Here is a 15,191-nt window from a genome sequence, read left to right on the forward strand (position 1 = left end):
CCCGATTGTTCGGGGCCTGTTCTGTGGACTGCGGTCGTTCGCAGGGGTTCTATTTTTCTTCAGCTGGCGGTTTCACGGGGTTTGGCCCGGGTCACTCGATCCACCAGATAGACCAAGCCGTGGTAGTCGATGCCGCCATGTTGTGTCAGACCGATCTCACAGGTCCGGCTGGTGGAGATCCCTTCGCTGCAATGCTGCACCGCATCCTTGAGGGTTCGCAGCGAATGGCCGTTGAGTTCCGGTGTAGTGAATCCCTTGTCCCCGGCAAACCCACAGCAATGAATGCCTTCCGGGATCACCACGTTATTGCTGCACATGCGTGCGAGGTCGATCAGCGCCTGGCTTTCCCCCAGATGCTGAGTGCTGCAGGTCACGTGAACGGCAATCGGTGCTTCCTGCGGGGTGAATTCGAGACGATCCATCAGATGCGTACGAATGAATCGCACAGGGTCATACAGATCCAGGCGAACATTTCCCACATCCTGCACCAGTCGCAAGGTGCAGGGACTGGTGTCGCAATAGATCGGATCGAGCCCGCCACGGCTGGCGTGCAGCAAGGCACCGATCAGCTCCTGACGCTTGTGCTCGGCCTGTTCTGCATAGCCTTTGGACGCGAACGGCTGGCCGCAGCAGAGGTTGTCCAGATTGTCCGGGAAGACCACCTGATAACCGGCCTTTTCCAGCAGACCCCGGGTTTTGTCGTACAGCGACATTTGCTCCTTGTCGCCCGCCGCCGGTCCCATTACCCGCGACACGCAAGCCGCCAGATACACCACACGCGGGCGTTCGTCCGAGACTGTCGGACTGAGACGAATGGCCTTTTCCGGCTGCGGCATTGCGTTGGTCCACTGCGGCACCTGACCCTTGGACAGGCGCGTCAGCGTCGCCGAAAGCTTCGCCAGACGCGGCGCTCCCAGCAGCATTCGCGCACCGTTGGCCACGTGCAGGGTGAATCGTGCGCCTTGCAGGGTGGTGGCGAAATTTCCTTCGATCCAGTTGGCAGCTTTCGTATGCGTGGCGTGACGGCTGCGAAGTTTTTTCACCAGCTCGCCGGTATTGATGCCTACAGGGCAACGTTGCGCACACAAACCGGTCGCGGCGCAGGTGTCGATGCCTTGGTACTCGTAGGCTTTTTCCAGTTCGGTGGTGTCGATCCCGGCGCGTTTTCGCGCCTGAATATCGCGCCAGATCACGATGCGCTGGCGTGGGCTCAGGGTCAGGCCTTTCGATGGGCAAACCGGCTCACAGAAACCGCATTCGATGCACTTATCCACAATCTCGTCGGCCGCCGGCAGCGGCTTCAGGTGCTTGAGGTGGATCTGCGGATCTTCGCTGAGCACCACGTCCGGATTGAGAATGCCTTGAGGATCGAGCAAGCGCTTGAGCTGCCACATCAATTGATAAGCGTCGCTGCCCCATTCCAGTTCGACAAACGGCGCCATGTTGCGCCCGGTGCCGTGTTCGGCCTTAAGCGAACCGCCGAACTCCACGGCCACCAGTTGCGCCACGTCGTCCATGAACGCCTGATAGCGTGCGACTTCTTCCGGGCTGTTGAAGCCTTGTGTGAAGACGAAGTGCAGATTGCCTTCCAGCGCGTGTCCGAAAAGGATCGCTTCGTCGTAGTAATGTTTGTCGAACAGCTCGATCAGACGGTTCACACCGATCGCCAGTTGTTCCACTGGGAACGTGACGTCTTCGATGATCACCGTGGTGCCGGTCTTGCGCACGGCGCCGACGGCGGGGAAGGTGTCCTTGCGAATCGCCCAGAGGCGGGCGTTTTCGACCGGGTCTTCGGTGAAGTCGACCTGTTTTTCCACCGGGAAACCGTTGAGCGACGCCATGATCTGCGCCAGTTGTTCCTGCAGCAACGTGGAAGAGGCGGCGCGGGATTCGATCAGCAGTGCGCAGGCATTGTTCGACAGGTGCTGTACGAAACCCGGCATGCCGGGTTTGTCCTGCACCGAGCGCAGACTGCGGCGGTCGAGCAGTTCCACGGCGGAAACGGGCTGACTTTTCAGCACAGTGACGGCGTTGCAGCAGGTTTCCACGTCGGGGAAAACGATCAGCGCCGACGCCTTGTTCGGGTGGTCGATCACCGTGTCGTAGGTCACCGCACTGATGAAACCTAGCGTGCCTTCGGAGCCTACCAACAGGTGACTCAAGATATCCACAGGCTCATCGAAATCCACCAGGGCGTTGAGCGACAGGCCGGTGGTATTTTTCAGACGGTATTTGTGGCGGATTCGTGCGGCCAGTTCGGCATTGGCGCGGGTCTCGCGGCCCAATGTTGCCAGGCGCTCCAACAACTCACCGTGGCTTGCGCGAAACGCCGCGACGCTGGCAGCGTCTTCGGTATCCAGGCGCGTGCCGTCGGCCAGCACGAGACGAATCCCGGCCAGCGTGTGATAGGTGTTTTGCGCGGTGCCGCAACACATGCCGCTGGCGTTGTTGGCGACGATGCCACCAATCTTGCAGGCGTTGATCGAGGCCGGATCCGGACCGATCTTGCGCCCGAATGGCGCGAGCCACGCGTTGGCCTGGGCGCCGATCACGCCCGGTTGCAGACGGATCTGCGCACCCTGGCCGCGGATCTCCCGGGCGTTCCAGTTATCCCCAAGCACGATCAGCACCGAGTCGCTGATCGCCTGGCCCGACAGGCTGGTGCCGGCGGCACGAAAGGTCACCGGGACCTGATCGCGCTGAGCCAGTTTCAGCAGCGCCACCACTTCATCTTCGGATTCGACGCGGATCACCAGTTGCGGAATCAACCGGTAGAAACTGGCGTCGGTGCCGAAGGCCAAAGTCGACAGCGGATCGTCGAAGCGGCGCTCGGCCGGAATCAGTTGCTGCGCATCGCGCAGGAAAGTCGCCGGTAAGGTCATTGGTCCTCCAGAATCAATACCACCAGGTCTTTCGGGCCATGGGCGCCGTAGGCCAGCACTTGTTCGATGTCGGCGGTTTTCGACGGACCGGACACCAGCAATGCATTGGTCGGCATGCCTTGCGCCCATTCGAACTCCTGCTGTACCTGATAGAAGTTGTCGCGGATCTGGCTGGCCTTGAGCAGGGCGAAATGCACCGGCGGAACCAGGCTCATCAGCCGTGGTTCTTCGCGGGTCGGCCAGAGAATCAGGCTGCCGGTGGCGGCGATGGCGCCGAGGGTGCCGGTGAGGCTGGCCGGAGTGTCGTTGAACAGCTCGGCTTTCCACTCTTCCATCGGTCGGTCGTAGGATTTCAGCGCCGGTAGATCAGGATTGTTCGCCCAGTGCTGTGTGATGCGCTGCCCGTGGGGCGTCGTCGGTGCTATCAACAGGCTCGGGAGCTGGCGGTCGCGCAGCAATTGCGCCAGCAGCGCGGGCCACGCATCAGCGGACGTCAGATGGATTTCGGTATGCACCGCTTCCATCAGTTTGCGCAGTTGCGGGATGCGCTGTTCGGCGCTGTAGGTGTAAGGCTGGGTCACCAGATCGACATCGAAGTTGTCGGCAATCGGTGTGGTGCCGGTCAGACTTTTGCGCAACTTGCCGAGGATGTTTTGCTTGGCGCTCATCAACGGTCTCCTTGTTTGGCCAGATGTTCGCGAGCCATGTCATGCAGTGAGCGGGCGGCAGGTTTCGGCGCGCTGTGGTTCTGCGTCCACGGGCCGACGTTGTCTGGCGTCAGGGCGCGCAGGCGCGTGGCGAAAAACGCAAACAATCGATACAAAGTCGGCGAGCTGTTGAGCTTCGCCCAGGCATTCCAGATAAAGCGTTCCTTGCGCGAATACTTGCTGCCCTGGCCGCGCATCACTTGGTGCGGTGAGTCCGGAGCCTTGACGTTCTCTTCGCGCAGACGGCGCAGCAGCGCCGGGATCGGAATCTTCACCGGGCACACTTCACCACAGGCGCCGCACAGCGACGAGGCGCTCGGGTGATCCGGGACTTTCGCCAGGCCGACCATGTGCGGGGTGATGATTTTGCCGATCGGGCCAGGGTAAACCTCGCCGTAGGTGTGGCCGCCGACGCGGGTGTAGACCGGGCAATGGTTCATGCAGGCGCCGCAGCGGATGCAGTTCAAGGTCTGGCGCAGTTCGCTGTCGGCGAAAGCCTGGCTGCGACCGTTGTCGAGCAGCACCAGATGCACTTCCTGCGGGCCGTCGAGTTCATGCTCCTTGCGCGGGCCGGAGATCATGTTGACGTAAGTGGTGATCGGAATGCCCAGCGCCGAGCGGGTCAGCAGCGACAGCAGTGGCACTACGTCACGCAGGTTTTCCACGACTTTTTCGATGCCGGTGACGGCGATGTGCACCGGCGGCACGGTGGTGGTCATGCGGCCGTTGCCTTCGTTTTCCACCAGCAGCAGGGTGCCGGTTTCGGCCACGGCGAAGTTGACACCGGAAACGCCGATGTCCGCTTCGAAGAATTTCTGCCGCAGGACCCTGCGACCGATCTGAATGAGTTGGTCAACGTCCTTGGTGTATTCCACGCCGAGTTTGTCGTGGAACAAGGACGCGACCTGACCGGCATTCTTGTGGATTGCCGGCATGATTATGTGTGAAGGCTTCTCGTGGTCGAGCTGGACGATGTACTCCCCCATGTCGGACTCAAGACATTCAATGTCCCGAGCCTCGAGGAAATGGTTCATCTCCATCTCTTCGCTGACCATCGATTTGCCCTTGATCACTTGCCGCGCCTCGTGAGCGCGGATGATCGAAAGGACGATGCCATTGGCCTCGTCCACCGTTTCCGCCCAGTGCACTGTCACACCGTTGCGGGTCAGGTTCTGTTCCAGTTGCTCGAGCAGGTCGGGCAACTTGGAGAGCGCGCGGGCACGGATTGCATTGCCCAGCTCGCGCAGGTGTTCTCTTTCGTGGGCATCGCTGAAAGCCGCTGCCCGCTTGGTCATCAGTGAATCCATCGCAGTGCGGAAGTTGTTCCGCAACTGCGAATCGCCCAGGGCGTTGTGTGCCCGGGTGCGGAAATCTTCTTCTACGGCAACCGTAGGAATAATCGTGGAAGTGCTCATCGGGCACCTCCGGTTCGTTGCCAGAGGAAACTCGCCAGGTGTTGCCCGCGCAGCGCTTCCTTCTGTTTTTCCAGCGAGCCGTTGATGTTCATCAGGCAGCCGCAGTCGGCACTGAGTACCTGATGCGCGCCGGATTCCTTCAACGCCCGGGTCTTGTCAGCCACCATCGCGCCGGAAATGTCTGGCATACGGACGCTGAATGTCCCACCGAAGCCACAGCATTCGCTTTCGTGATCGTGATTGACTCGTTCCACGTTGCTCAACTGCGCCAACAACTCGCGGCCGTGCAGGTGGGTGTTCATTTCCCGTCGCGCCGAACACGAAGTGTGCAGCGCCACTTTGACCGGCTCGCCGCTGTCCTTGAGCTGCACCTTGCAGACGAACAGCAGGAACTCGGCCAGTTCATAGGTGCGGGCTGCGAGGGCCTGAACCTGTTTCAACGTTTGCGGCTCGTCCTTGAACAAGTCGGCGTAATGTTCACGGATCATTCCTGCGCAGGAGCCCGACGGCACCACCACCGGATAATCCCCGGCAAACAGCGCCAGTTGCGAGCGCGCCACTGTCCGCGCCTGCTCGGTGTAACCCGAGGTGTAGGCCGGTTGTCCGCAGCAGCTCTGCCCTTGCGGGTAATCGACCCGGATGCCTTCGCGTTCCAGCAAGTGGATCGCGTCCATCCCGGCTTCCGGATAAAACAGGTCAACCACGCAGGTACCGAACAGGTAGACCCGCGACGGTTTCTCGCTCGGGTATTGCCGGGGTTCGGGCAGGGGCGGTGCAACGCGAGTGGCGTTGGGCACAGCGTTGTAAAAAAGCTCGCTCATCAGGCGTGTCTCCGGGTGGGCCCGGTTATCCGTCTGTCGAGGCTGCCGAATATAGAGCGCCTTGCTTTCAGCAGCCTTACAGACCGGGTCGTGAATTGCTGACGCCGGAATCACGAACCGGCGTCGGTTATTTCCATGCTTCTTGCAGGTATCAGTGAACCAGCATGCCGGTGAACCAGTAGGCCTGGGCCAGGGTGATCAGGCCGACAATCGTGGCAAAGAATAGGCTGTGCTTGAGGGTGAAGCGGAACAGATCCGATTCCTTGCCCACCAGCCCGGTTGCTGCGCAGGCCACGGCGATCGACTGCGGCGAAATCATCTTGCCGGTTACGCCGCCGCTGGTATTGGCCGCCACCAGCAGGGTGTCGTTGACCCCGATCTGGTGCGCGGTGGTCGCTTGCAGCGAACTGAACAGCGCGTTGGACGAGGTATCGGAACCGGTGAGGAACACGCCCAGCCAGCCAAGGAACGGCGAGAAGAACGGGAACGCCGCGCCGGTCGCGGCCAGCACCAAAGCCATGGTCGAAGACATGCCGGAATAGTTGGTCACGAAGGCGAACGCCAGCACCATGCCGATCGACAGAATGGGCCAGCGCAGTTCGTAGAAGGTCTCTTTGAGAGTGGTCAGACCAATTTTGAAATTGATCTTCAGGATGATCATCGAGATCAGCGCGGAGAAGAAAATCGCCGTGCCGGTGGCGGAGATCGGGTCGAGTTTGAACACGGCCGGAATGGCGGTCGGCGTCGCGACGATCGGTGCAGTCTTGATCACCAACTGATCCAGGTGCGGGATCGCGAAGTTGAACACCCAGGCGTACATCGAACCGCCAGCGGCGAACATCGCCTTGAACGGTTTGAGGGTCCATATCGTCACCAGCACGGTGAGGATCAGGAACGGCGACCAGGCCTTGAAGATTTCCCCAAGGCTGTAGGGGGATTCGATGGTGGTGCGTTTCTGGCCGAAACCGCCGGCGCTGGCGGTGATCGCCACGTTCGAGGTCGCACCAGCGATCTGTGCACCTGCGGTGCGTCTTGGTTGCCAGACTTTCAGGAACAGGGTCAGCGCGATCAGGCTGGCCAGGGCCGAGGTGATGTCCGGCAATTCCGGTCCGATGAAGTTCGACGTGAAGTATTGGGTCACGGCGAAGCTCAGGCCGGCAACCAGCGCGGCTGGCCAGGTTTCACGCACCCCGCGCAGGCCGTCCATCATGAATACCAGCCAGAACGGCACGAACAGCGACAGCAGCGGCAGTTGGCGGCCGGTCATGGCGCCGATCTTGAACGCGTCGATACCGGTGACCTGCCCGGCGACGATGATCGGAATCCCCAAGGCACCGAACGCGACCGGCGCGGTATTGGCAATCAGGCACAAGCCTGCGGCATACAGCGGATTGAAGCCCAGTCCTACGAGCAGCGCGGCGGTAATCGCCACTGGCGCGCCGAAACCGGCTGCACCTTCGAGGAAGGCACCGAAGCAGAAGCCGATCAGCAGCACCTGCAAACGCTGGTCATCGGTGATCGACAGCACCGAACTGCGGATGACTTCGAACTGACCGCTCTTGACCGTCAGTTTGTACAGGAACACCGCCGCGACAATGATCCAGGCAATCGGCCACAGACCATAGGCGAAACCATAGCCAGCGGCGGCGAACGCCATGTCGACCGGCATCTGGAACGCAAAGATTGCCACAAGGATCGCCAGGGCCAGCGTGATGCTGCCGGCGACATGACCTTTGAGGCGGAACACCGCCAAGGCGAGAAAGAAAAAAACGATGGGGATGACGGCCGCGAGTGCGGACACGCCGAGACTGCCGAGCGGGCTGTAGAGCTGTTGCCAGGTTTGCATATGGGGTGGCCCCTAATTGTTGTTGGTCAGGCACTGTCAGCGTTCTTGGTTAATTGGTAATACCAATTTACAATCGCTGTTGGCTAGGGTAAAAGCCTTGATGTCGGTGTGTCAATTTGTCGCCCTGAAACTTTTGTCGAATGACCGGTGCAGAACCGATCTGATCCGGTCCGGGGCGTTTTATCTGGCAGGTGTCGGCAAGGCGCCGATAGGCCAGAATAGAGAGCCCGGCGAGTGGTCGGGATCGTGGAGAATTGAGTGATGGGGTTTGATCAGATACGTCAGCGCCGTTTGTCTGACGATATTGTCGAGCGGCTCGAGGGGATGATCCTCGAGGGCACGCTGAAGTCTGGCGAGCGCCTGCCGGCCGAGCGCACATTGGCGGAGCAGTTCGGCGTGTCCCGGCCTTCGTTGCGCGAGGCAATCCAGAAACTGGCGGCCAAGGGGTTGTTGGTCAGCAAGCAGGGCGGCGGCAATTACGTGGTGGAAAGCCTGGGCTCGACCTTCAGCGATCCCTTGTTGCAACTGCTGGAAAGTAATCCCGAGGCTCAGCGCGATCTGCTGGAGTTTCGCCACACGCTGGAGGCATCGTGCGCCTATTACGCGGCATTGCGCGCCACTGATGTGGATCGCGAGCGGCTGACCGCAGCGTTCGAAGAACTACAGGATTGCTACTCGCGCCATGACGAAGTGAGTCGGGCCGAGGAGGGCGCGGCGGACGCGAAATTTCACCTGGCTATCGCCGAGGCCAGTCACAACGCCGTGCTGCTGCACACCATTCGCGGGCTGTTCGATCTGCTCAAGCGCAACGTGGTGACCAACATCGGTGGCATGTACAAGCAGCGCACGGAAACCCGCGACATGCTGATCACGCAGCATCGGGAATTGTATCTGGCGATTATCGAGGGGCGTGCGGAGCAGGCGCGAGAGGTTTCCAGTCGACACATTCTGTATGTACAGGAAGTGCTGGAAGAAGTGCGACAGGAAGTACAGCGCGTGGCTCGGGCCGAGCGGCGCAAAGGGATGTAAGCATGACCATTCCCGCGCCGGGCGCGGGAACGGTCATTCAGGCAGAGGAATCAGTCTTCCTTGCCCTTGTTGCGCACCGCACGCTGCAACTCGCGACCGGCGTCGCGTTCGCGTTCGGTATCACGCTTGTCGTATTCCTTCTTGCCTTTGCCCAGAGCGATTTCGCACTTGACCATGTGCTTGCTCCAGTACCAGGACAGGCACACGCAGGCATAACCCTTCTGCTGCACGGCGGCGGCCAGCTTGTCCAGCTCGCGGCGGTTGAGCAGCAGTTTGCGGGTGCGGACCGGGTCGGCGATGACGTGGGTGCTGGCAGTCATCAACGGCGTGATGTGACTGCCGAGCAGCCAGGCTTCGCCATCCTTGAGCAGGACGTAACTGTCGACCAGTTGCAGCTTGCTTGCCCGCAGACTTTTTACTTCCCAGCCGGCCAGGACCAGACCAGCCTCGAACTTGTGCTCGATGAAGTAATCGTGTCGCGCCTTTTTGTTTTGCGCGATGGTCCCTGTTGGGTGTTTCTTCTGTTTAGCCATAGGGGCGGCATTATATGGAGATAAACGGCTGTCGGCTACGGTGATGCTGCGTGCTTGAGCAGGTTGAGTGAATCCCGGACAATGCGGCCTCTTTTTCTAACGCTTGGGCGTGATAAACGATGTCGACAGACAAGGTTTCTGTCCACGGCAGTTGGGCTAGCCGCTGGGTTTTCATATTCGCCGCGACCGGTTCGGCCGTGGGATTGGGCAGCATCTGGAAATTCCCCTACATGGTCGGGGTCTACGGTGGCGGCGCCTTCGTGCTGATGTTTCTGGCGTGTATCGCGCTGATCGGCATCCCGGTAATGCTCGCTGAAACCCTGATCGGCCGGCGTGCCCGTCAGAGTCCGGCGAATGCCCTGAAGGTGCTGGCGCGGGAAGCCGGGCACTCGGGCAAATGGTCGTGGGGCGCGTTCGCCGGGATGATCACGGCGTTGCTGATCCTGTCTTTCTACAGCGTGGTCGGCGGCTGGTCGCTGGATTACATCATTGATATGGGGCGCGGGGATTTCCAGGGCGCGACGGCCGATCAGGTCGGGGCGTACTTCGGTAATGTCATCGCCGACCCATGGCGCATCACGCTGTGGCATACGGTTTTCATGTTGTTGTCGGCGGTGGTGATCGCCAAAGGCGTGGTTGCCGGGCTTGAACGCAGCCTGCGGATCATGATGCCGCTGCTGTTCGTGATGGTCCTCGTCCTGCTGGGTTACAGCATGACCACCGGGCACTTCATGGAAGGCGTGCATTTCATGTTCGACTTCCACCCGGAAAAAGTCCTCGACGGCTTGCTGCCGGCCATGGGGCACGCGTTCTTCTCGCTGAGCGTGGGCGTGGGCTCGATCATGATCTACGGCGCTTACATGACGAAGGAAGCCTCGCTGTCCGGCACCGTCGTGGGTGTGGCGCTGCTCGATACCTTTGTTTCGCTGGTGGCCGGGCTGGCATTGTTTCCGATTGTGTTCGCCGGTGGTTTGAACCCGAGCGAAGGCCCGGGGCTGATGTTCGTCAGCCTGCCATTTGCTTTCGGTAACGTGCTTTTCGGCCAGTTGATGGGCGTGGTGTTCTTCGTTCTGGTGGCCATTGCTGCCTGGAGCTCGGCGATTTCCCTGCTGGAGCCGATGGTCGCCTATCTGGTCGAGCGGACTAAAATCAGTCGTGCCTGGGTGACGTTCTGGCTGGCGTTCACCTGCTGGTTCGTCGGTCTGGGTACCGTGTTTTCTTTCAATATCTGGAAGGAAGCCAAATTTTTCGTGAACGATGGCGGAGTGTTCCATCTCTACCAATGGGGTGCAGCCGGTGGCCTGGACTTCTTTGGGGTGATCGACTTCTTCACCTCGCGGATCATGTTGCCGCTCGGCGGGCTGTGCTTCGTGCTGTTTGCCGGTTGGGTGATGGGGCGTGAAGCGGTGCGTGACGAATTGTCTATTCGCAGCCCGGCGCTGTTCGCCCTGTCTCTGTTCTTGATGCGCTATGTGGCGCCCATCGGCATTCTTGTAGTGTTTGCCGCCCAGCTCTGGAAGTGACGCTTACATGACGACACATATTCAACGATCGGCGCTGCTGCCTTACCCGGCGCAATTTCTCTACGACCTGGTCAATGACGTGGCGCGTTACCCGGAGTTTTTGCCGTGGTGCTCGTCTGCTGAGGTTCTGGAAAGCTCGCCTGAACATATGCGCGCCAGTGTCGGCGTGGCCAAGGGCGGCCTCAGCCAGCACTTCGTGACGCGCAATACGCTGGTGCCGGGGCAGTCGATCGAGATGAACCTTGAGGAAGGTCCGTTCAATCAGTTGCATGGGGTCTGGGTGTTCAAGGCGCTGAACGAGAAGGCCTGCAAGATCAGCCTCGATCTGTCCTTCGATTATGCCGGCCCGCTGGTGCGCGCCACGCTCGGGCCGCTGTTCAATCAGGCGGCCAACACACTGGTGGATGCATTCTGCCAGCGCGCCAAGCAGATGCATGGTTGAGCCGGTGATCGAAATAGAAGTGGTGTACGCGGCGGTTGATCGTCAGGTGTTGCGTACGATCAGTGTGGTAGACGGTTCGACGGTCCGTGCTGCGCTGTTGGCCAGCGGCATCGATGCCGATTTTCCCGAGCTGGATTTGGCGGGTTGTCCAATCGGGATTTTCGGTAAGGTGATTGCCGATCCGGATGTGCGGGTTGTCCAGGCGGGGGATCGCCTCGAAATCTACCGCCCTCTACTGGCCGATCCGAAAGAGGTGCGTCGATTGCGGGCTGCCAAAGCCGCCGAGGCTAAAGCCAGAAATCAATGATTGCGCCGATATGCAGGCAATAAAAAACCCGGAATTTCCGGGTTTTTTATTGCGTCGCAAATTATTGCGGCGAGGTGTCCAGCGGTTCTGGTGTAGGAACCGGAACGGTTTGCACACCATCGACGTCCTTCTGGATCTGATCCAGCAAGGAGCCTGGCTTGACGGGTTTTTCCGGTTTTGGCTTCTCGGCGTTTTCGGCAGGAGCGGTCACGCTGGTGTCACTGTCCTTGCCGAGAATGGCTTCGTCACGGCTCACGCCCGGCATGAAGTCACCGGACAGGCTGACAAGGCGGTCGTTAGAGTCGAAAATGACACTCATGCGTTCCTGCTGACGTTCACCGCCACCAGGTTGCAGGCTGTACAGATAATCCCAGCGATTGGCATGGAACGTGTCGACGAGCAGAGGGTTGCCCATGATAAACCGTACTTGCGGCCGGGTCATTCCCGGGCGTAACTGGTCTATCATGTCCTGCGTGACGACATTGCCCTGCTGGATGTCGATTTTGTAAACCCCGGGGAATGAACAACCGGCGAGTGCGAGCAGTCCCACAAAGGTGAAACTGGTTAGCAAGAGCTTGGTGTTTTGCATCGGTGGGCGACTTCCACTATCTTGGCTGGGACAACGTAAACGCCGATCATACCCGCATTAAGAGAAGCTGCGAAGCAGCATCGCGAGAAAGCTGACCATGGTTGAAAATAGCGAACTACGCAAAGCCGGCCTCAAAGTGACCCTGCCACGGGTCAAGATCCTGCAAATGCTCGACTCTACAGAGCAGCGTCACATGAGTGCCGAGGACGTCTACAAGGCGTTGATGGAAGCTGGCGAGGACGTCGGTCTGGCCACGGTTTACCGTGTTCTGACCCAGTTCGAAGCGGCTGGCCTCGTGGTCCGTCACAACTTCGACGGCGGCCACGCGGTATTCGAATTGGCCGACGGTGGCCACCACGACCATATGGTTAACGTGGAGTCGGGCGAAGTCATCGAATTCTTCGACGAAGAAATCGAAAAGCTTCAGAAGGCGATCGTCGAGAAGCACGGTTACGAGATGGTGGATCACAATCTGGTGCTGTACGTACGCAACAAAAAATAAGCATGTCGCGCGAATTTCTGATTCGCGAAACGAACGAAGGCGACCCAAGGGTCGCCTTCGTGCTTTCTGGTGTACTTAAGCCTTTGCGGTAACGACCATCTTTTTCGCGTGCGCCAAAGACTCTTTGGTCAGATCGATGCCGCCAAGCATCCGCGCGACTTCTTCTATTCGGTCATTCTTGCTCAGTTTCGAAACGGCGGTGTGAGTCGCCTGCTCGCCTCGCACCTTGTGCACGAACAGATGCTGATGCCCCTGAGCCGCGACTTGCGGCAGGTGCGTGACTGTCAGTACCTGTCCGCGATCCCCGAGACGGCGCAACAACTGGCCGACGATTTCGGCCGTCGGACCGCCAATCCCCACGTCCACTTCATCGAACACCAGCGTCGGTACGCGAGAGGTCTGGGCGGTAATCACCTGGATTGCCAGGCTGATCCGTGACAGCTCACCGCCGGACGCCACTTTGGCCAGGGCCTTCAAAGGCTGGCCCGGGTTGGCGCTGACCAGCAGCTCGACTTGTTCCAGGCCATTGGGCTGCAGTTCGCTGCTGTTGTTGTCGCGCAATTCGATGGTGAAGCGACCGCCGGGCATACCCAGGCGCTGGATCTCCTGCTCCACCGCGCTGGCCAGGTTGCCGGCCGCCTGATGACGCAGCTCGCTCAGTTCCCGGGCCTTTTCCTGATAGTGGCGGGCATAGGATGCGAGTTCTTCGGCGAGGCGCTCGATGGATTCATCATTGGCGTCCAGGGCTTCGATTTCGTCGAGCAGCTTCTGCTGCATCTCCGCAACTTCCGTCGGCTGAATGCGGTGTTTGCGTGCCAGCGTGTAAATGGAATCCAGACGTTCTTCCAGATACTGCAGGCGCGCCGGATCGGCGTCGAAGTTGTCGAGAAAGCGATTGAGCTCGCCGACGGCCTCTTCGACCTGGATCTGCGCACTGGTCAGCAGGCTGCTCGCCTCACCCAGCGCGCCGACCGAGTTGTTCACGCTCGACAGTCGATTGAGGCTGGCCGTCAGGGCATTCAGCACGTTGCCGGAATCACTTTCGCTGCATTGTTCGACCACTTGTCGGCAAATGCCGAGCAGGGTTTCGGCGTTGGTCAGGTTTTTGTGTTCCTGCTCCAGTTCTTCCAGCTCGTTTTCCCCGAGGCCGAGGTTTTCCAGTTCTTCGAGCTGGTAGCTGAGCAGTTGATGCCGCGCGCGCTGTTCGTCGCCGGAGTTGGAAAGGCGTTCCAGCTCCTGACGGGTCTGACGCCAGCGCTGGGCGGCCAGATGAACCTGCCGCGCCAGATCGGTAGCCCCGGCGTATTCGTCGAGCAGACGCCGGTGGGTGTCGGTCTTGAGCAGGGATTGGTGTTCGTGCTGGCTGTGGATATCGATCAGCAGCTCGCCGAGGGCCTTGAGGTCGCCGAGCGGGCAGGGTGTGCCATTTATATAGCCGCGTGAACGACCTTCGGAAGTGATGACCCGACGCAGGATGCACGGGCCGTCGATTTCCAGGTCGCGCTCGGCCAGCCAGGCGCTGGCTTCGGGAATGTCGGCCAGGTCGAAGGTCGCCAGGATATCGGCCTTGTCGGCACCCGGGCGAACCACGCCGCTGTCGGCGCGGTCGCCAAGGGTCAGGCCCAGCGCGTCGAGCATGATCGACTTGCCGGCACCGGTTTCCCCGGTAATCACGCTCATCCCGCGATCGAGTTCGAGATCGAGATGTTCAACGATGGCGTAGTTGTGTACGGACAGGTGCACCAGCATAAAGGCCGCTCCCAGGCTTTAGGTCTGGTTATTTATACAGTGTTTTGTTTCGGCCTGACAATGCCCTCGCTTAGCTCGATTGGCTTGATCCGATCAAATGCTTATCGCACCCGGGAATGACAATGCAGCACTTTTTTGTAGGGTTAATCATCGGCAGCCCTTGAAGCCTGATTTTGCGGCCCCATATACCGGGGCAGAAGCGCGAATCGAACTCGCGGACGATATTGAAAGGAGAATTCTATGGCTGACGAACAGACAGTAGATACGCAAAATCCAGAAGCCAATCAGGCGCCCGAGAATTCGGGTGATGACCTGGCGACCCGTGTACAAGTGCTCGAAGAGCAATTGGCCGCCGCGCAGGATCAATCGCTGCGCGTAGCTGCCGATCTGCAGAACGTCCGCCGCCGTGCCGAGCAGGACGTCGAAAAGGCTCACAAGTTTGCACTGGAAAAATTCGCCGGCGACCTGTTGCCGATCGTCGACAGCCTGGAGCGCGGTCTCGAGCTGTCGAGCCCTGATGACGAAAGCATCCGTCCGATGCGCGAAGGCATCGAGCTGACCCTGAAAATGTTTCACGACACCCTCACGCGCTATCAGCTTGTAGCTGTCAGCCCGCAGGAAGGTGAACCGTTCAACGCCGTGGAACATCAGGCAATGGCCATGCAGGAAAGTGCTGACCTGGAGCCGAACAGCGTTCTGAAGGTGTTCCAGAAGGGCTACCAGCTCAATGGCCGCCTGTTGCGTCCGGCGATGGTCGTGGTCAGCAAGGCACCGGCGCCCGTTTCGCCTTCGATTGACGAGAAGGCTTGAAATTAGCCGCAAGGCCCCCATTTACAAGTCAAGCGT

The 15,191-nt window shown here is 59.9% G+C and carries 14 protein-coding genes; 6 read left to right on the forward strand and 8 right to left on the reverse strand.

The window, feature by feature from the left end; genetic code table 11:
- Positions 1 to 59: 59 nt before the first annotated feature.
- From NE357_RS03815 to NE357_RS03835, 5 genes are all read right to left on the reverse strand, one after another.
- Entirely contained in the window at positions 60 to 2,882 is a 2,823-nt protein-coding gene (locus NE357_RS03815; RefSeq protein ID WP_169428791.1) for an FAD-binding and (Fe-S)-binding domain-containing protein, read from the reverse strand.
- A complete protein-coding gene (locus NE357_RS03820; protein WP_102687340.1) occupies positions 2,879 to 3,550 on the reverse strand; it encodes a LutC/YkgG family protein in 672 nt (223 codons plus the stop codon). The genes NE357_RS03815 and NE357_RS03820 overlap by 4 nt, the downstream gene beginning before the upstream one ends.
- Positions 3,550 to 5,004, reverse strand: a complete 1,455-nt coding sequence (locus NE357_RS03825) for a LutB/LldF family L-lactate oxidation iron-sulfur protein (protein WP_169428792.1) — start codon at positions 5,002 to 5,004, stop codon at positions 3,550 to 3,552. The genes NE357_RS03820 and NE357_RS03825 overlap by 1 nt, the downstream gene beginning before the upstream one ends.
- Entirely contained in the window at positions 5,001 to 5,825 is an 825-nt protein-coding gene (locus tag NE357_RS03830) for a (Fe-S)-binding protein (protein WP_065259955.1), read from the reverse strand. The genes NE357_RS03825 and NE357_RS03830 overlap by 4 nt, the downstream gene beginning before the upstream one ends.
- A 151-nt stretch (positions 5,826 to 5,976) precedes the next feature.
- Positions 5,977 to 7,671, reverse strand: coding sequence for a lactate permease LctP family transporter (locus NE357_RS03835; protein WP_169428793.1), 1,695 nt, complete (start codon positions 7,669 to 7,671; stop codon positions 5,977 to 5,979).
- Between the two features lie 261 nt (positions 7,672 to 7,932).
- On the opposite strand from NE357_RS03835, the gene NE357_RS03840 reads away from it, so the two are divergent.
- Positions 7,933 to 8,700 carry an FCD domain-containing protein gene (locus NE357_RS03840; protein ID WP_169428794.1) on the forward strand — a complete coding sequence of 256 codons (768 nt, stop codon included), beginning with the start codon at positions 7,933 to 7,935 and terminating at the stop codon, positions 8,698 to 8,700.
- Positions 8,701 to 8,750: 50 nt separating this feature from the next.
- Here NE357_RS03840 and smpB read toward each other — a convergent pair whose 3' ends face one another.
- Complete coding sequence (smpB, locus tag NE357_RS03845; RefSeq protein WP_007953781.1) at positions 8,751 to 9,233, reverse strand: SsrA-binding protein SmpB; 483 nt, start codon at positions 9,231 to 9,233, stop codon at positions 8,751 to 8,753.
- Positions 9,234 to 9,352: 119 nt separating this feature from the next.
- Between smpB and NE357_RS03850 the strand changes: the two genes are divergently transcribed.
- Genes NE357_RS03850 through NE357_RS03860 form a run of 3 tightly spaced genes read left to right on the forward strand, consistent with a single transcriptional unit; the run spans position 9,353 to position 11,505 of the window.
- On the forward strand, positions 9,353 to 10,756 hold the full coding sequence (locus NE357_RS03850) for a sodium-dependent transporter (protein WP_039769144.1): 1,404 nt from the start codon (positions 9,353 to 9,355) through the stop codon (positions 10,754 to 10,756).
- A gap of 7 nt (positions 10,757 to 10,763) precedes the next feature.
- A complete protein-coding gene (locus NE357_RS03855; protein ID WP_003221509.1) occupies positions 10,764 to 11,198 on the forward strand; it encodes a type II toxin-antitoxin system RatA family toxin in 435 nt (144 codons plus the stop codon).
- Positions 11,191 to 11,505, forward strand: a complete 315-nt coding sequence (locus NE357_RS03860; protein WP_169428795.1) for an RnfH family protein — start codon at positions 11,191 to 11,193, stop codon at positions 11,503 to 11,505. The genes NE357_RS03855 and NE357_RS03860 overlap by 8 nt, the downstream gene beginning before the upstream one ends.
- Before the next feature lie 61 nt (positions 11,506 to 11,566).
- On the opposite strand, the gene NE357_RS03865 is transcribed toward NE357_RS03860, so the two are convergent.
- Entirely contained in the window at positions 11,567 to 12,094 is a 528-nt protein-coding gene (locus NE357_RS03865; RefSeq protein WP_169428796.1) for an outer membrane protein assembly factor BamE, read from the reverse strand.
- 97 nt (positions 12,095 to 12,191) lie between these two features.
- Between NE357_RS03865 and fur the strand changes: the two genes are divergently transcribed.
- Positions 12,192 to 12,596 (forward strand): ferric iron uptake transcriptional regulator, encoded by a 405-nt coding sequence (fur, locus tag NE357_RS03870; protein WP_039769149.1) that lies wholly within the window; start codon positions 12,192 to 12,194, stop codon positions 12,594 to 12,596.
- 75 nt (positions 12,597 to 12,671) lie between these two features.
- Here the strand turns inward: fur and recN are convergent, their stop codons facing one another.
- The gene (recN, locus tag NE357_RS03875) at positions 12,672 to 14,345 is read right to left on the reverse strand and encodes a DNA repair protein RecN (protein ID WP_169428797.1); all 1,674 of its coding nucleotides are present in this window, start codon (positions 14,343 to 14,345) and stop codon (positions 12,672 to 12,674) included.
- Positions 14,346 to 14,585: 240 nt separating this feature from the next.
- On the opposite strand from recN, the gene grpE reads away from it, so the two are divergent.
- The gene (gene grpE, locus NE357_RS03880; RefSeq protein ID WP_169428798.1) at positions 14,586 to 15,155 is read left to right on the forward strand and encodes a nucleotide exchange factor GrpE; all 570 of its coding nucleotides are present in this window, start codon (positions 14,586 to 14,588) and stop codon (positions 15,153 to 15,155) included.
- The last annotated feature ends 36 nt before the right edge of the window (positions 15,156 to 15,191 follow it).

This window comes from Pseudomonas sp. G7(2022), assembly GCF_052660475.1.